Consider the following 20,416-nt stretch of genomic DNA (forward strand, 5'->3'; position numbering starts at 1 on the left):
ATGGTGCATTCAGGCCACTGTGCTAGAGTTATTTGAGCTGACAGCTGCAATGTCGGCGTTGATGGAAAGGAACATTCTCCATCCGTTCTCTAATGAAGAGTCGAATACACATCACGTTTCTGGATCACTCTACCAAGTCAGGAGATAGCTCATGGAACATAAAGCCGCACAAGACGATTACGCTCGCGTGAAAGGCGATCTGACAGCTCTCAGGGAAGACCTAGCCGCACTGACCAAGGCCGTGGCCAACAGCCAGGCAAACAGTGCCAACAATCTGAAAAGTGAAATCAGCAAGGAAACCCACGCGATTTTCGATCAGCTGCGTGCAAGCGGTGACAAAGCGATAGCCCGCGCTACGGAAGCCGGCTCGCAAACGGTGGAAAGCGTTGAACACAAAATCGAAGAGCGCCCTTTTTTGAGCATCATTCTGATGTTTCTGGCGGGCATTGTGGTTGGTAAGATGCTCGATCGCTGACCATGTTTGATTCTGCCGCTATAAAAAGCACCATCCGCAAGGCCGCAGCCGCGCTGATTGGTTTTGTAATGGCGCTGATTTTGTTGGCGGCGCTGTTGCTTACCGGGCTGCATTTGCTGGTGAGCGCAGCCACCCTTGCGCTTGCCCCTTTGGTGGGGCAGGCCGGGGCGATGGCCATTTCCGGGCTGGTTTGCGTGTTGCTGGTTGCATTGTTTTTCTATCGACTGGTTAGCCCCGGAAGCTCTTCGAAAAGTCAAAGCGGTAGCGAGGGCAGTTCCAAAACTGCGTCCCGTTCGCCCATCCAGACTTTGCGTTCCGCGATCACAGACAACCCCCTGGAAGCCATTGCCATTGCGTTTGCAGCCGGTATTGCCGGGCACGACGATTCTCGCCTGCGGCGCCTGTTGCTTCAAGGCGGCATGTCGATGATGGAGCAGCCGGAAGAAAGCGCGGCTTCCCCTGCCGAACCTCAATCCCCTGGCGCAAACACTCCACCCTGAGTCAATTGTGCTTGCGTTGAACTCTGTTTATCCAGCCCGGTCATTGCGATCGCTCAGGGGTTTTTTGGTTTTAACAAACCTCTTTGCGCTACAGTGCCTGCTTTAAAGATGGTTACAGGGAGAAGCGTATGTCAGTTACTGATTCTATCGACTGGCGCGTCACGCCGGCCGCCGTGTGGCGAAGGCACCGTTCCGGCCTGCGTGCTATTCGCCGCCTGGATCCGGTTACCTGGGGGTCGTTGACCGGCGTAGACCAACAGCAGGAAGCGCTGGCGTTGAACACCGAACGTTTTTTGCAGGGGCAGCCGTCTAATAACGTGCTGCTTTGGGGCGCCCGTGGTACTGGCAAGTCGTCTTTGATCAAAGCGCTGCTGAACCAGTATCAGCCACAGGGTCTGCGGATGATTGAAGTGGATAAAGACGACCTGGTGCACCTGCCTGAAATTGTTGATGATTTATGGGATTTGCCCTATCACTTCGTTATTTTTTGCGATGACCTGTCATTCGAGGCGGGTGAAACCAGCTACAAAGCGTTGAAAAGCGTTCTGGAAGGTTCGCTGGAATTGCCACCGGAAAATGTCCGTGTTTACGCCACCTCGAATCGCCGCCACCTGATGCCGGAATACATGGCCGATAATATGAACAGCAGTAGTCGTGGTGGTGAAATTCATCCCGGCGAAGCCATAGAGGAACAGATTTCTCTGGCTGATCGCTTCGGCTTGCAGCTTTCCTTCTATGCGTTTTCTCAACAGCTCTACTTGCAGGCGATTGATGCTCTGTTTGTCGAAGTTGGCGATCGTGAGGCTCTGCACCAGCAAGCGATTCGTTTCGCGACCGCTCGCGGTGTCCGCAATGGCCGCACAGCGCAGCAGTTTTTCCGTCAGCACGGCCCGCGCTCGCCGCTAGTTGATTAACAGGCGATTAAGGCGGCGTCGGATTTACATCCGCGCCTGATTCGGCGGCAGGAAGCACCAGCCGGAACGCCACGCCGTCAAGGCCGTTTTGGCTCTGATTATCCGCGTCCAGTCGGGCCAGGTGGTAGTTCGCGATCAACTGCGCAATCAGCAGGCCTTGACCCAGATGATGTTCGGACGTGTTGAGTTCGCCTATTCTATGGGACACAAACGGCGAAAAAATATCGGCCCCGGCGGGCAGTCTGGAGCCTTGATTAAACACGCTGAGTCGCCAGCCCTGGTCAACTCGCCGCAAATCCAACTCAATGCGTTGGCCTTCAGGGGTAAAGTCCCGCGCGTTGTCGACTAACTTATCCAAAAGCTGTACCAACAGCTCCGGAGACCCCAAAACTGGACTGCCGTGCTGCGGGCCCTGATACACAATAACGTGGTGCGGGTCCAACGCCTGGTAGGCGGCTGTCACCTGCGTCAGCACTTCAGCCACATCAAACACTTCTTTGTGCTCGGCTTCCAGGCTCTGCTCCAGCCGTGCGGCCTCACTCATGCTGCGTAAAATACCGCTAAGCCTGGCCACGGCGCTTTGGGCGCGGGTCAGATAATTCTGCCGCTCGGCTTCGTCGGTGCAGTGAGTCAGGTTATCAAGGGATGAGCGCACCACCGCCAGTGGCGTTTTCAGTTCATGGGACAAACGCTGTGAAAAGCTTTCCAGGTATTGGTTGTAACCGTGAAGACTGCTGATCAGCTGATTAAAACGTTGCTGCAGCTGGCCCAGCTCGTCGTTACCGCTGTTTGGTCTGGCCTGTAATGGCACTTGGGCAGCCATTCGGCCATCGGTATCCACGCACTGGGTGACCCATTTCGCCAGTCGGCTAATGCGCCACGACAGCCAGCTGGCATAACCCAGCAAAACCACCACCAAACCAATAATAATTAGAAGGCTGCGGGCCAGCACGGTGCCCAGAGCGGCGCCTGAAATATTCAGCAGTTGATCCAGCGATTGCTCCAGCACCAGTGTTCGCCCACCAAACACCGGTGCCTGTGCGCTCAGCCACAGGCTACCGTTACTGTGGCGCATCAACGCCGCGGCTGGAAGATCAACCGGGAGCTGGCGCCAGAGCTCCTCATTCACCAGAAGCGGGTCGGGTTGGTTGGCCTTAACCAGCGCTTGCAGCAGATTTTGCCCGACCTGTTGCAGCCATGAGGTGTTTTCATCGACTGGGTTGATGAGTGCTGCACTAGGCTCGATGTCCGTCGTCGTTGCGGCCATGGCTGTGCGTTGCTGACGGGCGATAACCCAACCGGATTCCTCCATTACTCGCAGTTGTTGGCCGCTGTCTAGCCAACTGGCCAGCGCCTGTTCCAGATCCGCGTTGCGGCGAACCAAAGCGGCTGCTGGAATCTGCGCCAATGGCGGATTTTCAGCAGCCACGCCTTCGCCCCCATATAGGGCAAGGGTTATGCGGCTGCCTGGGGCTGGCCGGGGTAGGGCCAGTTCCAACTGCCAGCCATTGGCTACCGGTTGCCAGAACGCGTTCACGCCCGGGTCGGTTTTGGTCCAGTTAGCACCGCTGCGGGCCGGCAGCTGCCCGGGTGCCGACGGCCGTAGCAACCAGGCCTGACTACGCGGGTTTACACGAAGCTGATTGGCGCCACTGGACAGTTGCAGCAATAACCGGTGGTGGGCCTGCTGCGGCGCTCCGGGATTGAACAGCTGAGGCGGCTGGCCTGGAATGCGAATCAGCAGATACAGGGTTTTATCGCTGTGGCTGGCCTGCCAGTAAAGCGCGCTAGGCTGAGGGGCGGCCCCTGGCAGCTGCTGCCAGGGTTGAAGAGCGGATAGAGGCGCTTGCGCCGGCGGTGGGAAGGGCTTGGGGGAATCGTAGCCAGGCCAATCATCGGCGTAGCCGTCAAGCAGCAGGGCACTGTTCTGAGCTGAGGTATAAACCGCAAACGTGCCGGCGGCCAATGGAGGCTGTGCCAGCAGTTCATCACCCGCCAGCAGGGCCAGGCGATTTGCCTGTTGCTGCAACTGTTGCTGGGCCTGCTGGCGCAGAATGTTGTCTAACTCAAGCGCAAACTGAACCCCGGCAAGAGGAACCAGCAGCATTAACAGGCTTACCAGCAACAGCTGGCGTTTCAGACTCAGTGCGGCCACGCGCACGGCTCTTGGTTTAGGCCAGAAATGGCGCGCTCAGGCATTGTGGTCGTGCCAGCGGTAACCCATGCCGTAAACCGTCTGAACGCTGTTGAAGTCGCGGTCCAGAGCGCTGAATTTGCCGCGAATACGTTTGATGTGCGACGTCACCGTGTTGTCATCAAGTACCGTGCTGGCCGCGTCCATCAGCTGAACACGGCTGCGCACGTGGCCTGGGTGGCGGGCCAGTGCGTGCAGCATCCAGAACTCGGTGACCGTCAGCTCAACGGCCTGGTTGTTCCAGCTGGCGCTCATGCGGTCCAGGTTCAGTGTCAGCTTGCCTCTTGCCAGCAATTCGTCGGGCTGTTGCTGGGCCTGATTCCAGGCGTCTGCGCGGCGTAGCAGCGCATTAATGCGGGCTAGCAAGTGTTCCATGCTCATGTCTTTGGTGACGTAGTCATCTGCGCCCAGGCGCAGGCCGTGTACGGAGTCTATGTCGCTGTCGCGGGCGGTCAGAAAAATAATCGGCAGCGTGGCTGACTGCCGGCGTAAATCCTGGCACAAGGTAAACCCGCCCTCTGCTTCGTTCCCTAGTCCCACATCAATAATCGCCAGGTCCGGCAACTGCCGCTGTAACGCCTGCCAGGCAGCGGGCCGGTCACCGTAGGTAGACACAGAAAAGCCCCGGCGCTCGAATGCAGCGCGGTAATTGTCGCGGATGGCGGGTTCGTCTTCGATCAGTGCCAGATGCTTGTTCATAGCGGCCCGGTGAGTGGATGAGGGGTTAATAGGCGAGCAATGCCGCAAACCTAAGATAGTGGTGACGCTCGCGCGGCACAAGAGCAAAAGGGTCGTGCTGCGGGGCTTGCCACAATTGATCACAGTTGCCCGCTGCTGCTGCCATATTAGGGTCATACAGTGCTGTTGCAATGATTGCGGGCGCCTGCCGGGTGTCCGCAGCAATAACGCAACTTACTAACGTAAAATGGCGGTGCTGATTATGATGATGACAGGTCTGGTTTTTGCGCAGGTAATATCGTTCAGCCGTGTGTTGGTGCGCCGCGCCATAATCGGGTTGAGGCGTGGCCGTGATGCCGCCGGTTTGTGGCTGGTTATGTTGCTGATTATGTTCGTGCATCCGCTGTTTGGCGAAACCGGCGACGCCCTGGATTCTGCGGTATGGGTGTTTGAGCAAATTGGGACTGTCTCCGGGCCGTAAACCTGGCGTACACTTGTGCGCCAAAATATCGGACACAGAGTTGCTATTTTATGGCCCTAATGAGAAAAATACTGGCGTGGACGGGTGTATTACTGCTGTGTTTGCTGTTGATGTTGCTGTATCTGGCGAGGCCCTTTAATCCGGATAATAACCGTATTCTGGCCGGAGTGTGTGCCCGTTTCGGGCGCGCAGTGCTTGGTATGCAGCGCCCGCTGTACGGCGCCGACAATATGCCCAAAGACCGTTCCATGGTGGTTATCGCCAATCATCAGCATAACGACGATTTCCTGATTGTGGGGGATGTTGTGCCGCGGCGTGTGGTGGCGGTGGGCAAGTCGGGGCTATTGTGGGTGCCGTTTTTCGGACAGGTATTCTGGCTTGGTGGCAACGTGATTCTGAACCGTTCGCGCTCGCACAAATCCGTTGCCAGCATGCAGGCGGTAGGCGACACCATTGTTCACGAACGTAAAAGCCTGTGGGTTTTTCCAGAGGGCACGCGCAGCCGTGGTAAGGGGCTGCAAAGTTTTAAAAAAGGCGCATTTTACGCGGCCATTGCGTCTGAATCACCGCTGATTATGGTGTGTGTTGGCCAGTATCAGGACGACTCCCAGGGCTGGCTGGGCCGCCGCAAACTGGTTCCGCTCAGGATTTTGCCGGCCATTGAAACCACCGGCATGACCAACAAAGACATACCCGAACTGATTGCGCGTTGCCACAGTGCCATGGCCAAGGCAATTGCCGAGCTGGGTGAAACTAAGGCACAGTAAGTTAGCTTCTGCCACTTGTCAGCGCCGCAGGCATAGCCCGCGTGGGCACTTTATTGAACAACAGGACTGAATATGATTGTACCTATAACCGGTGTTTTCGCGGCTGTTATCGGAATTTTGCTGCTGTTTTTGTCTGCCGTTGTGGTCAAGTACCGAATCAAATACGGCAAGGATATGGGTATTACGGATGACCGCGATTTCGAGGCTGCCGTACGCGCTCACGGTAATCTGGTGGAATACGCACCGCTGACCCTGCTGATGTTGGGTATTGCCGAGCTGAACGGCGTTTCTAACGGTTTTATTTACTGGATTGGTATGGCTTTTGTGTTGGGGCGCATATTGCACGCCTGGGGCATGTTCCAGGGCCAGGGCGGGCCCCACAAGGCCCGCATGGTGGGTATTTTGCTAACCTGGATCTCAATTCTGATGATCGCCGTGCTGCTGCTGCTGAACGTGTTTCAAGTATACGGGTAGGTCGAAAAATGTCCGGGGTCTAGGCAATTTAGCCGGACAACGCGCTGGATACGCTGTGTTGCACGTACTCCAGTTCCACCCGGCGGTTGGCAACATGATCAGCCCGTGTTGCCAACGGGCGGTCTGGACCCCAGCCGACGGCTTTTAAACGATGTTCCTCCACGCCCTCTTCAATTAGAAAACGCTCCACGGCGCTGGCCCGCATGCGCGACAGAAAATGACCATAGTCGTTGCTACCAAAGGCGTCGGAATGCCCGTGAACGCGCACATGTAAATGAACATTGCGGCGCAAGTAGTGGCCGTGACGGGTAAGCATGTCCATGTCGGCGGTGCTAAGCTGATGCTTGTTGTAGCCGTAATGGAACTTCAACTGGCGGGGTTTGTGTGACTCGGCGCATGAATCTGGCTGAAAACCCTCGGCCAGGGCTGCGAGGGCCAGTAATTCCGGGTTATCCAAAACAAGAACGGTCATGTGGGGTTTCCTTGCATTCGGGGGCCGGCTGATAATGTTTTTACGCCGAACGATGATGTTCATAGCCGGATTTCGAGGCCGTACTATATATCAAGGCCGAACTATTGACGCGCAGAACAATAACAGCATTAGGCGGTTGGTCGATAGCGCCATTAAACCGCACAACTAAGGCCAGGCTATGACAAAACACGGCTTACAAGTGGCCAATTGTGATCAAATGTGATGACCCATGCTGATTATTCCCGCTGAAAACGCTGTTAACTGGAAACGCCCTCCCTGGATTACCTTAGGGTTGATGCTGGCCTGCATGCTGGTGTTCACCTTTTATCAGGGCGCCGACCAACGCAAGCTTCAGGTGGCTGTTAGCCATTATCTGAAAAATAATCTGCAGGCTCTGGAGGCTCCGGTTTACGAAGATTACCTGCTGCGCCAGATACGCCAGCAGGGCGATAGCGAGTCGGTTTACCAGCTGCAGCAGATGCGCAATCTTCAGGCCAATCAAAAAAATGGCTGGCTGGCGGTGACCCTGCTGATGGACCGCGACTTCTATCAGTATTTGCTCGATAACCGTGATCTGGTGTGGGCCAGCGCAGAGCGCGAACGCTGGCAACAGCAGCGGGGCTTTATTGAAGACAACTTTATTGGCCGGCTTAGTGCCCAGCGCTTTGGGCTGATACCCGCGCATTTGTCGTTGCACAGCCTTATCAGCTATCAGTTTTTGCACGGCGGCTGGGGCCATTTGCTGGGCAATCTGGTGTTTCTGTTTTTGCTGGGGTTTACCGTAGAGAAAGCTTTGGGAGCTGCGCGCTTTCTGCTGGCTTATCTGCTGTGTGGGGCGCTGTCTGGCTTAATGTTCACTGGCTTCTCTACGGGCAGCCTGGTGCCGCTGATTGGTGCGTCTGGCGCCATTTCCGGGCTGATGGGCATGTACGTGGCGATTTACGGCCTGCAAAAAATCCGCTTTTTCATTTTTTTGGGCGTCTACTTTAACTATTTCCGAGCGCCGGCTATCGCCATTCTGCCGGTGTGGCTGGGTAAAGAGATTTACGATTACTGGTACGCCGGTGCTACCGGTATTGCCTACGTGGCCCACGCTGGCGGTCTGCTGGCAGGTGCGGTTCTGGTGGGAGCCTTGGGTAAAAGCTGGTTCCAGGTGAAAGACACGTTTTTCGAGCCGGAACCCGGAGCGGAAGATGCCGCTTTTACCGAGGCTTACGGGCAAGCTATGGCGGCTATATCTACCCTGGACTTTGAGCTGGCTAGCGCGCGCTTTGAGGCTTTGCGAGAAGCTTACCCCCAGCGCGCGTTGGTGCTGCAACATCAGCAGCAACTGGCGCAACTGCGCCCGGACCTACCAGAGTATCGTCACCTTAGCCGCGAGCGGATGGGGGATGCGCTTAGCAGGCAGCAATTTGATCAGGTTATTGCGGTATGGCAGGAGTATCTGGCCAAAGGCGAGGCGCACCATCCGTTGGCGGCGGAAGACCACAATCGTGTGCTGTTTGCCAGCCTGAAACAGCATGATTTGAGCACCGCAGAAAAAGCCTTTGAGCGCCTGCGAGGCGCTGGCAGCGAGCTGATGGTCAGCGAGGCCTGCCGGCTGCTGGTGGCGGAATTTGAAAAACGCCAGATGGCACCCAAGGCCCAGTATTACCGGCAGTGGTTATAACGCTACGCTGGCGGCACCAGGCGCTCAACAGGCTTACGAATTAGCAAGGCGGAACATTAGTCCGCTACGTTAAAGCTGGCTTTGGGGCCGCGTAATGGCTGGCGTTCCTGCGCTTGCTCCAGAAAGTGCTGAATTTCTGGGTGCTGAGGGTGTTGCGGGCACTGGCGTTGAATAAAGCCCAGAAACGCCGTGGCTTTTTCCCACTGGCCCAGGCCGTTGGCCAGGGTTTGCGCGGCCAGCAGGTAGGCTGGCACCAGTGCCTGGCTGTCGGCAAAACGCTTGTGAAAATCCTGTAGCAGTTTCAATGCCAAACGATGGTGACTGCTGCGATAAAGCGCGCCGGCCACCGTTACCGAAAGCTCGGCGTCTTGCAAACGGAATTGTGGGTCTGCCTGCTGCAGCTGCACCAGCAAATCGGCCAGGGCCTTGCCATCATTGCGCGCTGCCAGCCAGGCCATGATGCGCGGATGGTTAGCGTGCAGGCTGCGAATGTCATTGCGCGCCGCCAGCAATCGGTAAAGTTGGCCAATGCGCAGCGAGTTGTCTGGCTCGCGCTTGAGCTGTTCCAGCAGCAGAGCCTGCGCGCGATCGTAGTTGCCATCTTTCAGGTTCATGTCCAGATCGGCATCAAAGCGCTGGCTTTGGTCGCGGTGGTGCTGGTCCTCGGGTTCAATAGGGTCCTGGTAGTCCGCAGCAAAACCCAGCTCTTCCTGATACTGAAACAGCAGATAACCCAGCATGTGAAACAGCATTAGGGTGAAGGTGCTGTTAAGAAAACCTGCCAGCGGCCGCGATACCCATTCTGAAAAGTGCGTTAAAGCAAAATCCTGTGCCGCGCCAGACGCCAGCACCAGAAGAATCAGGTAACCGTAGAGCAGGAAGTAGGGGCTGCCGATGCGGGCGATCAAAGTGGCCAGGTTCAGGGGGTTTACCGCCGCGCCCACGCTGCGCTCCATGGCCAACACCATAATGCTGGCGGGCAGGGCTAGCACCACAAACGCCAGCGTCAGCAGTAATAGCAAGGGTCCCCCCAGCATGCCCGCGGCCGTCACCAGTCCGCCCATCAGCGCAAACACCAGAATCTGCAATATCACAATGTTAAAGCCGCTGCCGCTAAAGGCCTCGGCCAACGGTGGTGGCTTCAGGTGGCCTTCTGCGGTGCGATTGATAACGGCGTAGGTGTATTTCATCAACGCCAGCGCCAGCAACAGCCACACCAGCATGCCCAGCAGATTCTGAGGCACCAGGGCCGGCACCAGGGTACAGATGGCGATAACCAGCAGTGGATCAGTGTGGAATGGATAGCGGAAAAACGCCCCCAGCCGGTGCCAGAACGGCACTACCTCGGTTGCGGCCCCCAAATAGCGCATTGCCTTGCTGCACTGGGGGCAAATCCCGCGACGTTGTTTGGCGTTAGCATCTGGCATGCAGCGGGCGCAAAAATGCAGCTGGCATTCACCGCAATGCCATTTGGCCGGGTCGCCGGGGTGATAGTGGCAATAGTGTTTCAAAATGTGTCTGCGTCCTGACTGGCTTGGGTGCGGTAGCTATAATCGCAAAAGCGCTGCCTAAAGAATACGTTGTTCCCGTCGTTAACTAAAACTGGCACGCCGCTGCCACCAACCCACCCTTTTTACCTGACTAAGACGGGAAACTTAGCTTTGAAACACAAACCTCTAATTCTTCTGGCCAGCGCGGTGTTTTTGCCGCCCGCCAGGCCGGTAACGGCGTTGACATCAACCACAGTGCACGGCTCTATGTGGTTACTAAAAACAACCAGCGCCAGCTTTTGTGGTGTTTGATGCCGGTATTCTGGCGTTTTTTGCGATCAGTTTGGCCTCCGATCAGAAGCGGTCTTGGGAAATGATCGCTCTGGTGAGCGCCTTTGACAAAGAACAGGACTTGCGCGGTCGCCTTGTAGCCAGCGAAGGCGATCTGGCGGGCAGCTCGTTCAATACCATGACGGAGCGTTTTAGCGAGCTGATTGAGACTGTACGTTCGCTGTTCGGCAATCTGCGCACCAGCGCCAGTGCGTTGATGGTCGCGGGCAGCTCCACCGATCGCATTGCCGACGTCCAGCAGGCCCAGACCGACCAGGCCGCGGCGGAAGCGGCCAGTCGCTCGGCGGAAGCCTCAGCCGAAGGCGGGCGTCATATTCACAGCGCCATTGCCATGACCGACGCCACCAACACGGCGCTGACGGATTCCGCCCGCATGGTGACTGAACTGGTGGAAAAGGTTCAGTCTATCAGCAGTTTTATTGCATCTATTAACGATATTTCGGACCAGACCAATCTGCTGGCGTTGAACGCGGCTATTGAAGCCGCCCGCGCTGGCGAGCATGGTCGCGGTTTTGCGGTGGTTGCGGATGAGGTGCGGCAACTGTCGCGGCGTACCCAGGAATTCACCACGGAAATCCGCGCCACCATGGACGGCCTGGCCAATGTGTCGGAAACCACTTTGGCCGCGATTGAAATGGGGGGGACCCGCTCGCGGGAGACGCTCAATGCGATGAAGCAGACCGGTGAGGCGATTACGATTATTGAAGCGGCCATTGCCGAAGTGAACGGCATGAACCTGCAGATTGCATCGGCTACCGAGCAACAGGCAGTGGCATCCGGGCAGATCAACCAGAGCGTTTAGCTGGTGGCTGAACAAAGCCAGGACGTGTTGCGCGAAGCCAAAAAAACCCAGATCATGGTGACCGACATCGAGCAGATGATTGGCCAGGTAGATGAGCTTATCGCCGGTTACACAACTCGCTAAAATCGGCTAAAACTGACCATAGAATGAATGTTAACGCTTCACTATTCAGCCCGTGAATAGTGAAGATCTCCGTTATGGAGTTGCAGTCTACTGAAACGGTGCGATAGTAGTAGGAGCTACATTCACCGCAGGAGGCACGCTATGTCTAGTGAACTTCACAGTCAGGATAGCCTGAACACCCTTAGCAGTCTAAAGGCTGGAAACACCACCTATCATTATTACAGCTTGCCGAAAGCGGCGGCTGAGCTGGGTGACCTTGACCGCCTGCCGTTTTCGCTGAAAGTGCTGTTAGAAAACCTGTTGCGCAATGAAGACGGCACCACCGTAGACCGCAGCCATATTGATGCCATGGTGCAGTGGCTCAAAGATTGCAATTCCGACACTGAAATTCAGTTTCGCCCGGCGCGGGTGCTGATGCAGGACTTCACCGGCGTGCCCGGTGTGGTGGATCTTGCCGCCATGCGCGACGCCGTTAAGCTTGCGGGCAAAGATCCGGCAATGATCAATCCGTTGTCGCCGGTAGACCTGGTGATTGACCACTCCGTGATGGTCGATAACTTTGGCGATGCTTCAGCCTTTAAAGACAACGTGGCCATGGAGATGGAGCGTAACCAGGAGCGTTACGAATTTCTGCGTTGGGGCCAGCAGGCGTTTGATAATTTCCGCGTGGTGCCGCCCGGCACCGGCATCTGCCACCAGGTGAACTTGGAATACCTGGGCAAAACCGTGTGGCACAAACAGCTGGGCGACAAAACCCTGGCCTATCCGGACACCCTGGTAGGCACCGATTCGCACACCACCATGATCAACGGCCTGGGTATTTTGGGCTGGGGCGTGGGCGGCATTGAAGCCGAAGCCGCCATGCTGGGCCAGCCAGTATCGATGTTAATTCCCGAAGTGGTAGGCTTTAAAATCAGCGGCAAATTGCGCGAAGGCATTACCGCCACCGATCTGGTGCTGACCGTTACCGAAATGCTGCGCAGCCATGGAGTCGTGGGCAAGTTTGTCGAATTTTACGGCGACGGCCTGAAAGACATGCCGGTGGCCGACCGTGCCACCATTGCCAACATGGCGCCTGAATACGGTGCCACCTGCGGTTTCTTCCCGGTAGACGAACAGACTCTGAAGTATTTGCGCCTGACCGGCCGTGAGGAGCAGCAGGTCGAGCTGGTAGAAGCCTACGCCAAAGCACAGGGACTGTGGCGTGAACCCGGCCACGAGCCGGCGTATACCGATACCCTTGAATTGAATATGGATGAGGTCGAAGCCAGCATGGCCGGCCCCAAGCGCCCGCAAGACAGGGTGGCGCTGAAGAACATGAAAGCCGCGTTTGAACTGGTGATGGAAACCGGCGAAGGCGCACCCAAAACGAATGACAAACGCAACAACGCACTTGAATCTGAGGGTGGGCAAACCGCCGTCGGTGTCGACAACAGTTATCATCATCACTCGAGTCAGATGCTGGCTATGAACGGCCAGGAAACTCGCCTGGATCCGGGTGCGGTGGTGATTGCGGCGATTACCTCGTGCACCAACACGTCCAACCCCAGCGTTATGATGGCCGCTGGCCTGGTAGCACAAAAAGCGGTCGCCAAAGGTTTGAAAACCAAGCCTTGGGTGAAGACGTCGTTGGCGCCAGGCTCGAAAGTGGTCACAGAGTATTTGCGCGCAGGCGGTTTCCAGGGCGACCTGGACAAGCTCGGTTTTGATCTGGTGGGCTACGGTTGCACCACCTGTATCGGTAACTCCGGGCCGCTGCCCGAGGCGGTGGAAAAAGCCATTAACGATGGCAATATGACGGTGGCCTCGGTGCTGTCTGGCAACCGTAACTTTGAAGGCCGGATACACCCTCTGGTGAAAACCAACTGGTTGGCGTCGCCGCCCTTGGTAGTGGCTTACGCGCTGGCGGGTAATGTAAGGGTGAATTTGCTGGAAGATTCGCTGGGTGACGACAAAGACGGCAACCCGGTGTATCTGAAGGACCTGTGGCCCAGCCAGCAGGAAGTGGCCGAAGCGGTGGGAAAAGTCAAAACGGACATGTTCCGCACCGAATACGCCGCCGTGTTCGACGGCGATGCCGCCTGGCAGGCTATGGAAGTCCCTGAAACCACGGTTTACAAGTGGTCAGACGATTCCACCTACATCCAGCATCCGCCCTTCTTCGAAGGTATGGGGCCTGAGCCTGAGCCGATCGACGACATTCGCGAAGCGCGCATTCTGGCGCTGCTGGGCGATTCGGTCACCACCGATCACATATCCCCAGCCGGTTCATTCGCGGCCGACAGCCCTGCCGGAAAGTACCTGCAGGAGCGCGGGGTAGAACCAAAGAATTTCAACTCTTATGGCTCGCGTCGTGGCAATCATGAAGTGATGATGCGCGGCACGTTTGCCAACGTGCGCATCCGCAATGAAATGCTGGATGGCGTGGAAGGCGGTTATACTCGCTACGTGCCAGACGGTAAACAGATGCCGATTTACGACGCTGCCATGAAGTATCAGGAGCAGGGCATACCACTGGTGGTGATCGCCGGCAAGGAGTACGGCTCCGGTTCCAGTCGCGACTGGGCCGCCAAAGGCCCTCGCCTGTTGGGCGTACGAGCGGTAGTAGCCGAATCTTACGAGCGTATTCACCGCTCCAACCTGATCGGCATGGGCGTAATGCCACTGCAATTCCAAAGTGGCACCGACCGCAAAACCCTGAAATTGACCGGCGACGAAACCATCGCCATTGATGGCTTGTCTGGCGACATCACGACCGGGCAAATTCTGACCATGACGGTCACTTATGGGGATGGCACAACCGCAAGTTGTGATTTGCTATCGCGCATAGACACAGCGAACGAAGCGGTGTACTTCCGCCACGGCGGGATTCTGCACTATGTGGTTCGGGAAATGCTGCGCACTGCCTGATTTGTGTCGCTAAAAGTCGTTATGATCAAAAGGCCAGCTACCTGAAGGGTACTGGCCTTTTGTTTATGTGGTGGTGCGAGCATCAAAGCCTGTAATGTTGTGCGCGCAGTTTACGATCGTATATTCACCATCTTGTCTGAAATTTTTTGGCAGGTGCGTCGTTTTGGTAAGTGTCACTAAGGGAATAAGCCACAGGATGAATGTGTTGATTGTTGACAGCGACGACAACATGGTTGCTTTGCTGACCAGTATTTGTGTCGGTGTAGACCCAAGGGTGCGAGTGCACGGATTTGGCTTTGTGCAGAACGCTTTGGACCACTGGGAAGTTCACGGAGCGGATTTGATACTGGCGGATGTGGACCTTCCCGATGGCAGCAGTCTGGAGCTGATTCGCCGTGTGCGCCGCTCGCAAAGCGAGGTGCCCGTGTTAATGATCAGCCGAACGGCCGATCGTGAATCCATATTGAAGGCGGCTCGGCTGGGCATCAGTGGCTTTGTCAGTAAACCGTTCAGCGTTGAATCATTGCACCAGCGGCTGCGCAGTTTGCTCCCCCAGGGGCAGGTAGGTGGCAGTATGAATCTGAACGAGCACATTGCAGCAGCTGTTAGCACCATGGTGCAGCTACCCGGAGCCCCGAACACCGCTGAAATAATCGAGCTGCTTCAGCGCGGCCAGGATGTCAGCGCGGCAGAGCTGGTGCGATCATGGCGTAACGAAGTTTCAGTAACGGCACGTTTACTGGCGGTTGCGGGCAGTATTTCTTTTCGCCGCTCCGGACTGCCGGTGACAACACTGAAAGATGCCATTCTGGCTCTGGGTGTACCTATGGCACTGAATCACGCGCTGGCGCTGTCGTTGGATATTTGTGGCCAGTTGGCGCATCCGCTACTGGCAGAAAAAGCAAAAGGATTGCTGGCGCAGGCCGTGGCCGTGGCCGACGGTGCGTACCGGCTGGCATTGAAGCTTGGTGAGCCTGCCGTACCCTGCCATACCGCTGGATTGTTGAGCCGGGCCGGAGACTTAGCGGCGTTAAAACTGATGCAACAGTACTGTGACTCAGGCGACAAAACCCTGAGCGCTGAGGAGATAGACCAGGCCCTGGCCGACTGGGCGCAACCCTTGGGCAATCAGATTAAAGTGCACTGGCGCCTGCCGCTGCAGCTGCGGGAGCTGGTCGGTGCTGTACATTTTTTACCGCGGGAAACGGTGAACCAGTCCAAAGTGATTATGCGGGCTGCCGGATTATACGAGAGTGGGCTAATAGACAGTGATGACGGTAAGTGGTTACTGCGTCGGCTCGGGCTGGAGGGTATAGGTTAAAGCGCGGTCTGGCTCCTAACGGTGGCTGCTATTCGGGCAATCGGTTAAAATATGCCACGCATTTTTGACAAACATCCATCAAGGCCATTATGTCTTCTTCTTCTGAATCTGCGAATGAAATCAAAGCCCGCCTGAATCTTGAAACCTCCCGTATTCACTGGCATGACTTGCAAACATACTATGCCCGTGGACAAGTTGTGCAAGTGGCCGCCGACACTGATTTGTTAAACGTGGCATGCGAGTTGGTTGCCGACAATAAGGCGCAGTTTGAACACTGGCTGGCCAGCGGCAGGGTGGGGGATGTTACGCCGGATCTGGCCCGAGCCTGGTATCAGAACAATACCGAGTTGTGGGCCGTTGTAATCGCGCCCTGGGTGCTGGTGCAAGACCGTGCCGACGGCGAGTTGCACTGATGCTGACCGGAGTGCTGCTGATACTGGCGCCGCTGTTTCTGGGCTTTGCCATTTCTATTTCCAACCGTCGCGCGATGACCACCATCCACTACTCGGTAGAAACCCTGGTGTACCTGATTCTGGGTATGCTTGGTTTGGGGCTAGGGCAAATGGACGGCTTGGGCAGTCAGCTCGGCACCATGGCAAGCCAGGTGTTGGCCCTGGTGGCACTGTTGTTGCTGTGCAATATGGGCGGCTTGTGGCTGTTTCACCGCTGGCGCCCGCTGACGGTGAACAGCGCGGAACAGTCGGATAGCCCGGGCTATCGGCGGCTGTTCATGGCAGCGGTAAGACCCTTGTTCGCGGCGCTGTTTGGCTTGTTGTTGGGTTATTACCTGTTGCCGGCTATACCGTTTATTGATCAGATCGCCACCGGCCTGCTCATGCTGCTGCTGCTGCTGATTGGCTTGCAGCTTCGTAACGCTGGCTTGTCGCTGCGCAAGCTGCTGATGAACGTGCAGGGCCTGGGTATTGCGCTGGTTTTAATGGCCAGTTCAATGCTGGCGGGGGTGTTGCTGATACCGGTGTTAGGTTTACCCTGGCATCAGACATTGGCACTGACTTCAGGCTTTGGCTTTTATTCTTTGTCGGGAATTGTCATTGGTGATGCCTTGGGCCCCGCCTGGGGCGGGGTGGCGTTTATGAACGACGTACTGCGCGAAATTATCGCTCTGGCCATTATTCCGCTGGTAATCGCCCGCCGCCCGGCAATGGCCATTGGTTATGGCGGCGCCACTTCTATGGATTTTACCCTGCCGGTGATTCGCAGCAGCGGAGGCCTGGCCTGCGTGCCGGTGGCCATCGCCTCCGGCTTTTTGCTGTCGTTTTTCGCCCCGGTGTTCATGGGGCTGTTTTTGTCATTAGGCTAGCCGGCTTGTGGGCTTAGCCCGCCGGAAAAAATGTGCGCAGGCTGTTGTGGTAGGTCTGCTCGATCACTTGCTGCAATGGCAGCTCTTTTACTTCGGCAATTTTTTCGGCCACAAAGGGCAGGTAACAAGGTGCGTTTTCACGCCCGCGATAGGGTACCGGCGTCAAAAACGGCGCGTCGGTTTCCAGCAAAATTTGCTCGATGGGCGACATACGCACAATATCCCGCACGTTCTCGGCTTTGTTAAAGGTGGTAATGCCGTTAAAGCCCAAGCACCAGCCCTGGTCCAGGGCATAGCGCGCCAGCCCAGGGCCGGAGGTAAAGCTGTGAATCACGCCGCGCCGGGTCAGGCTGGTTTCGAACTCGCGCAGAATTTCAACCATGTCGTCGTCGGCGTCGCGGCTGTGAATCACCACCGGTTTGTTGTGGTCACAGGCAATTTTTAACTGGCGGCGAAACACGGTGCGCTGCACCTCGCGGTCAGCGTGATCGTAGTAATAATCCAGACCGATTTCACCCACCGCGACGATTTTTGCATCGCCGGCGTGGGTGCGAATTTCAGCTTCTACTTCATCGTTGAAGGTTTCGGCTTCGTGAGGATGAATTCCCTGGGTGCCATAAATCCAGGGCGCAAGCTGGCTCAGTTGCCGCACCCGCTCAAGGTTATCCGGAGAGACCGCAATAGTGATGATGCGCTCAATGTTCAGCTGCTCACTTTGCAGTAGAATATCCTCGAGCGGGCGCTCTTTGAGGTAGTCCAGATGGCAGTGGGTTTCTATGATAGGGTGATCAAATCGTGGAATGTCACGACGCTTCTTACTCATGGGGCACTCGCAATACGTTGTCGGCAAGGAATGTCGCCATATTAACAGCTTTACCCGTTGTTCACCCAGCCAAAGGAGAGTTCTATGCACGTTGTGGTGATTGGTGGTGGTGTGGTTGGTGTAACCACAGCTTGGGAACTTTGTCGCCGCGGCCATCAAGTGACCGTTCTGGAGCGTCACAGCCTGGCAGGTAATGAAACCAGTAAGGCCAACGCTGCGCAGCGCTCTTACGGTGTTGTGTATCCCTGGGCCGACCCGTCTATGGTGCTTAAAGCACTGCCTTGGTTGGTAAAACAGGATGGGCCGTTAAAAATGGGTTTGCCGCCGTCGCTGGCAACCATTCGTTTCATGTTTTCGACGTTACGCTACGCCTGGTCGCCGGGGCTCTTCGGTTTTAACCGGCGCGCCATGTTGCGCCTGGCCAAGCACAGTCGAGAGCGTTTCCTGGTTCTGGAAAACGAGCTTGAGCTGGACTTTGACGGTGCCCATGAAGGCCTGTTGCATTTAGCCAGTACGCCGGAGGCGTTGGACGGCTATCGCAAGATTCAGCACTTACTGAGTAGTATGAACATTCCCGCACGTATTTTGAACGCCGCCGAGGTAGAACAGTTAGAGCCTGGCCTGAGCGGCAACGGGCCACTTTACGGCGCGCTCAGCTATGACACCGACGGCACCGGCGACTGCCATCTGTTCAGCCGTGAATTGGCGCGGGCTTGTGAAGAAAAAGGCGTGGTGTTTCGCTATGAGGTAGACGTAGAACAACTGCTGGCAGACGACCGGCGTGTCAACAGCATTATGTTGCGTACCAAAGAAGGGCAGCGGGAAAACCTGAACGCCGATGCGGTTGTCGTCAGCGCCGGCTGCTGGTCTGATAAGCTGACCCGGCCCCTGGGCCAGCGACTGCCGATTTATCCGGTGAAAGGCTACAGCCTGACGGCAACCATTACCGATGCACAAAAAGCGCCAAAATCCACCATACACGATGACCAATACAAGGTAGTTATGACCCGCTTGGGCGACCGCTTGCGGGCAACGGGGTTTGTGGAATTGAACGATTTTGACCGGAGCATTCCGCAGGCACGCCTTGAAACCATTAAAAAGTCGGTTCGCAGTCGCTTTCCGGGTTGCACAGACATCGATAGCGCAGAAAGCTGGACCGGGTTTCGCCCGATGACGCCAGATGGCCCTGCGATCATTGGCCGTGGCAACCGGGAAAATCTGTATTTGAATACCGGCCACGGCGTATTCGGTTGGACGCTCGCCGCTGGAAGCGCGGATGTGATCGCCAGTGTGATCGATAACCAGGAGCCGGCGGTGTGCCTGGATGCTTTCCGCCCAGAGCGTTTCAGCGAGTAGGGCGCTTGGGCTTTATCGGCCGCTAGCGAATAAATAGAAACAAAAAAAGGCACCCGAAGGTGCCTTTTTTATACTTCATTTCATCAGACTGGAAGTCTTAGCGACGCACTTGAATGCGAGCTTCAACCCGACGGTTGGCTGCACGGCCAGCGTCTGTGCTGTTGTTAGCAATGGGCTCGGCTTCACCGTAGCCTTTGCTGGATACGCGATCCTGGCTGATGCCCAGTGCGCCGGTTAAGCGATCGGCAACAGATGTTGCGCGGCGCTCTGACAACTTCTGGTTGAATTCAGCTGTACCGGTACTGTCGGTGTGGCCAGCAATTTCAACGTAGGTGTTGCTCTTGGCCTCTAGCGTGTCAGCGATGGCACGGATCTGGCTGTCATAAGCATCACCAATCGTGGCGCTTTCCAGCGGGAATTGAACTTCAATTTCCGTGGTGCTAATGGTTTCAGTGATGCCTTCACAGCCGTCTTTGTCAACTTTCACGCCAGCGGCGGTGTTCGGACATTTGTCTTTGCTGTCCACTACGCCGTCTTTATCGCTGTCCAGTTCACAACCGTTAGCGTCAACTTTGGCGCCGCGGGGGGTGTTAGGGCACTGGTCACGGGTGTCGGGCACGCCGTCGTTGTCAGCATCAGCTGGCGGCAGGGGTGCTGGAACCGGAGCCGGGGCTGCCTGGCCAACGGTGCGGGTGAACGCAACGCTGATACCTAAAGACGCCATGGTGTCGAAAGTGCTTTCATCAATGCCGTGGAATTCACGCAAATCGCCACGCAGGGATACGCGATCGCTGATGTTGTAACGTATGCCGGCACCCAGGTTTACGCGGGTTTCGTCGCTGTTGAAGCCTGGGGTAGACGGGCCAGTGCCGTCAAAGTTGGCGTGACCGGCACCCACAGATACGTATGGGTTCCAGGCGCGGTCCGGGCCGGCAAAGTAGTAAGTACCGTCTACGCGTATTTCGTCAAAATCGGTAGAGCCGCCGGTGTATTTGCGCTCTGCGTTAGCTCGCGAGTAAACGGCTTCTACTGCCCAGTTCGGCAGAAAGCGATACTCAATGCCCACACCGTAGGTGTCAGACTCATCCAGATCCCGCTTGTCACCAAAGTACTGGTAACCGGCAAATGGGTTCAGGTAAATGGTTTCCTGGCGCTCAGCCAATGCAGGAACTGCAAAAGATGAGGCAAGGGCTGCAATAGCGACCGGACGCAAAAATTTCATAAACGCTCTCCATTTCGATTATTAAGCTTCAGGAAATCTACGAATTTGTGATCGCCATCAACTCTTGCAGCTA

19 protein-coding genes are annotated in these 20,416 nt (G+C 56.4%); 13 read left to right on the forward strand and 6 right to left on the reverse strand.

The window, feature by feature from the left end:
* Positions 1-151: 151 nt before the first annotated feature.
* The 3 genes from ATG98_RS09190 to ATG98_RS09200 all read left to right on the forward strand — a co-directional run bounded on the left by ATG98_RS09190 (position 152) and on the right by ATG98_RS09200 (position 1,889).
* Positions 152-475 (forward strand): DUF883 family protein, encoded by a 324-nt coding sequence (locus ATG98_RS09190; protein ID WP_098420766.1) that lies wholly within the window; start codon positions 152-154, stop codon positions 473-475.
* A gap of 2 nt (positions 476-477) precedes the next feature.
* The gene (locus ATG98_RS09195) at positions 478-975 is read left to right on the forward strand and encodes a hypothetical protein (RefSeq protein WP_098422706.1); all 498 of its coding nucleotides are present in this window, start codon (positions 478-480) and stop codon (positions 973-975) included.
* 128 nt (positions 976-1,103) lie between these two features.
* Entirely contained in the window at positions 1,104-1,889 is a 786-nt protein-coding gene (locus tag ATG98_RS09200; RefSeq protein WP_098422708.1) for an ATP-binding protein, read from the forward strand.
* Positions 1,890-1,896: 7 nt separating this feature from the next.
* Here ATG98_RS09200 and ATG98_RS09205 read toward each other — a convergent pair whose 3' ends face one another.
* Together ATG98_RS09205 and pdsR are read right to left on the reverse strand one after the other, a co-directional pair.
* Positions 1,897-4,044, reverse strand: a complete 2,148-nt coding sequence (locus ATG98_RS09205) for a histidine kinase dimerization/phospho-acceptor domain-containing protein (protein ID WP_098422710.1) — start codon at positions 4,042-4,044, stop codon at positions 1,897-1,899.
* A gap of 36 nt (positions 4,045-4,080) precedes the next feature.
* A complete protein-coding gene (gene pdsR / locus ATG98_RS09210) occupies positions 4,081-4,782 on the reverse strand; it encodes a proteobacterial dedicated sortase system response regulator (protein ID WP_098420770.1) in 702 nt (233 codons plus the stop codon).
* A gap of 241 nt (positions 4,783-5,023) precedes the next feature.
* Between pdsR and ATG98_RS09215 the strand changes: the two genes are divergently transcribed.
* From ATG98_RS09215 to ATG98_RS09225, 3 genes are all read left to right on the forward strand, one after another.
* On the forward strand, positions 5,024-5,242 hold the full coding sequence (locus ATG98_RS09215) for a hypothetical protein (protein WP_228706070.1): 219 nt from the start codon (positions 5,024-5,026) through the stop codon (positions 5,240-5,242).
* A gap of 50 nt (positions 5,243-5,292) precedes the next feature.
* Positions 5,293-6,009, forward strand: a complete 717-nt coding sequence (locus tag ATG98_RS09220; RefSeq protein WP_098420772.1) for a lysophospholipid acyltransferase family protein — start codon at positions 5,293-5,295, stop codon at positions 6,007-6,009.
* Between the two features lie 72 nt (positions 6,010-6,081).
* On the forward strand, positions 6,082-6,483 hold the full coding sequence (locus ATG98_RS09225; RefSeq protein ID WP_098420773.1) for an MAPEG family protein: 402 nt from the start codon (positions 6,082-6,084) through the stop codon (positions 6,481-6,483).
* Between the two features lie 28 nt (positions 6,484-6,511).
* On the opposite strand, the gene ATG98_RS09230 is transcribed toward ATG98_RS09225, so the two are convergent.
* The gene (locus ATG98_RS09230) at positions 6,512-6,955 is read right to left on the reverse strand and encodes an OmpA family protein (protein WP_098422712.1); all 444 of its coding nucleotides are present in this window, start codon (positions 6,953-6,955) and stop codon (positions 6,512-6,514) included.
* Between the two features lie 229 nt (positions 6,956-7,184).
* On the opposite strand from ATG98_RS09230, the gene ATG98_RS09235 reads away from it, so the two are divergent.
* The gene (locus tag ATG98_RS09235) at positions 7,185-8,624 is read left to right on the forward strand and encodes a rhomboid family intramembrane serine protease (RefSeq protein ID WP_098420775.1); all 1,440 of its coding nucleotides are present in this window, start codon (positions 7,185-7,187) and stop codon (positions 8,622-8,624) included.
* A 56-nt stretch (positions 8,625-8,680) separates the two neighbouring features.
* Here the strand turns inward: ATG98_RS09235 and ATG98_RS09240 are convergent, their stop codons facing one another.
* Positions 8,681-10,135 carry a B-box zinc finger protein gene (locus ATG98_RS09240; RefSeq protein ID WP_098420776.1) on the reverse strand — a complete coding sequence of 485 codons (1,455 nt, stop codon included), beginning with the start codon at positions 10,133-10,135 and terminating at the stop codon, positions 8,681-8,683.
* A gap of 280 nt (positions 10,136-10,415) precedes the next feature.
* Here ATG98_RS09240 and ATG98_RS09245 point away from each other — a divergent pair, with 280 nt between their 5' ends.
* The 5 genes from ATG98_RS09245 (at position 10,416) to ATG98_RS09265 (ending at position 16,942) form a co-directional block, all read left to right on the forward strand.
* Positions 10,416-11,267, forward strand: a complete 852-nt coding sequence (locus ATG98_RS09245; protein ID WP_098420777.1) for a methyl-accepting chemotaxis protein — start codon at positions 10,416-10,418, stop codon at positions 11,265-11,267.
* 264 nt (positions 11,268-11,531) lie between these two features.
* Positions 11,532-14,300 carry an aconitate hydratase AcnA gene (gene acnA, locus ATG98_RS09250; protein ID WP_098422714.1) on the forward strand — a complete coding sequence of 923 codons (2,769 nt, stop codon included), beginning with the start codon at positions 11,532-11,534 and terminating at the stop codon, positions 14,298-14,300.
* 196 nt (positions 14,301-14,496) lie between these two features.
* On the forward strand, positions 14,497-15,621 hold the full coding sequence (locus tag ATG98_RS09255) for a response regulator (protein WP_098422716.1): 1,125 nt from the start codon (positions 14,497-14,499) through the stop codon (positions 15,619-15,621).
* Positions 15,622-15,710: 89 nt separating this feature from the next.
* Positions 15,711-16,034 carry a DUF2288 domain-containing protein gene (locus ATG98_RS09260; RefSeq protein WP_098420780.1) on the forward strand — a complete coding sequence of 108 codons (324 nt, stop codon included), beginning with the start codon at positions 15,711-15,713 and terminating at the stop codon, positions 16,032-16,034.
* Complete coding sequence (locus ATG98_RS09265; RefSeq protein ID WP_098422718.1) at positions 16,034-16,942, forward strand: lysine exporter LysO family protein; 909 nt, start codon at positions 16,034-16,036, stop codon at positions 16,940-16,942. The genes ATG98_RS09260 and ATG98_RS09265 overlap by 1 nt, the downstream gene beginning before the upstream one ends.
* Before the next feature lie 13 nt (positions 16,943-16,955).
* On the opposite strand, the gene ATG98_RS09270 is transcribed toward ATG98_RS09265, so the two are convergent.
* A complete protein-coding gene (locus ATG98_RS09270; protein ID WP_098422719.1) occupies positions 16,956-17,765 on the reverse strand; it encodes a TatD family hydrolase in 810 nt (269 codons plus the stop codon).
* A gap of 84 nt (positions 17,766-17,849) precedes the next feature.
* On the opposite strand from ATG98_RS09270, the gene ATG98_RS09275 reads away from it, so the two are divergent.
* Positions 17,850-19,121, forward strand: a complete 1,272-nt coding sequence (locus tag ATG98_RS09275; protein ID WP_098422721.1) for a D-amino acid dehydrogenase — start codon at positions 17,850-17,852, stop codon at positions 19,119-19,121.
* Between the two features lie 97 nt (positions 19,122-19,218).
* On the opposite strand, the gene ATG98_RS09280 is transcribed toward ATG98_RS09275, so the two are convergent.
* Positions 19,219-20,343 (reverse strand): OmpA family protein, encoded by a 1,125-nt coding sequence (locus ATG98_RS09280; protein WP_098422723.1) that lies wholly within the window; start codon positions 20,341-20,343, stop codon positions 19,219-19,221.
* Between the last annotated feature and the right edge of the window lie 73 nt (positions 20,344-20,416).

It is taken from the genome of Marinobacter sp. LV10R520-4 (assembly GCF_002563815.1).
GTDB lineage: Bacteria > Pseudomonadota > Gammaproteobacteria > Pseudomonadales > Oleiphilaceae > Marinobacter.

What these genes read in the sequence shown, in the direction of transcription:
- ATG98_RS09255 (WP_098422716.1), top strand. Translation starts at nt 14,497, where the DNA reads ATGAATGTGTTGATTGTTGACAGCGACGACAACATGGTTGCTTTGCTG.
- ATG98_RS09215 (WP_228706070.1), top strand. Translation starts at nt 5,024, where the DNA reads ATGATGATGACAGGTCTGGTTTTTGCGCAGGTAATATCGTTCAGCCGT.
- ATG98_RS09270 (WP_098422719.1), bottom strand. Translation starts at nt 17,765, where the DNA reads ATGAGTAAGAAGCGTCGTGACATTCCACGATTTGATCACCCTATCATA.
- ATG98_RS09190 (WP_098420766.1), top strand. Translation starts at nt 152, where the DNA reads ATGGAACATAAAGCCGCACAAGACGATTACGCTCGCGTGAAAGGCGAT.
- ATG98_RS09265 (WP_098422718.1), top strand. Translation starts at nt 16,034, where the DNA reads ATGCTGACCGGAGTGCTGCTGATACTGGCGCCGCTGTTTCTGGGCTTT.
- acnA (WP_098422714.1), top strand. Translation starts at nt 11,532, where the DNA reads ATGTCTAGTGAACTTCACAGTCAGGATAGCCTGAACACCCTTAGCAGT.
- ATG98_RS09275 (WP_098422721.1), top strand. Translation starts at nt 17,850, where the DNA reads ATGCACGTTGTGGTGATTGGTGGTGGTGTGGTTGGTGTAACCACAGCT.
- ATG98_RS09200 (WP_098422708.1), top strand. Translation starts at nt 1,104, where the DNA reads ATGTCAGTTACTGATTCTATCGACTGGCGCGTCACGCCGGCCGCCGTG.
- ATG98_RS09230 (WP_098422712.1), bottom strand. Translation starts at nt 6,955, where the DNA reads ATGACCGTTCTTGTTTTGGATAACCCGGAATTACTGGCCCTCGCAGCC.
- ATG98_RS09220 (WP_098420772.1), top strand. Translation starts at nt 5,293, where the DNA reads ATGGCCCTAATGAGAAAAATACTGGCGTGGACGGGTGTATTACTGCTG.
- ATG98_RS09225 (WP_098420773.1), top strand. Translation starts at nt 6,082, where the DNA reads ATGATTGTACCTATAACCGGTGTTTTCGCGGCTGTTATCGGAATTTTG.
- ATG98_RS09235 (WP_098420775.1), top strand. Translation starts at nt 7,185, where the DNA reads ATGCTGATTATTCCCGCTGAAAACGCTGTTAACTGGAAACGCCCTCCC.
- ATG98_RS09280 (WP_098422723.1), bottom strand. Translation starts at nt 20,343, where the DNA reads ATGAAATTTTTGCGTCCGGTCGCTATTGCAGCCCTTGCCTCATCTTTT.
- ATG98_RS09195 (WP_098422706.1), top strand. Translation starts at nt 478, where the DNA reads ATGTTTGATTCTGCCGCTATAAAAAGCACCATCCGCAAGGCCGCAGCC.
- ATG98_RS09260 (WP_098420780.1), top strand. Translation starts at nt 15,711, where the DNA reads ATGTCTTCTTCTTCTGAATCTGCGAATGAAATCAAAGCCCGCCTGAAT.
- pdsR (WP_098420770.1), bottom strand. Translation starts at nt 4,782, where the DNA reads ATGAACAAGCATCTGGCACTGATCGAAGACGAACCCGCCATCCGCGAC.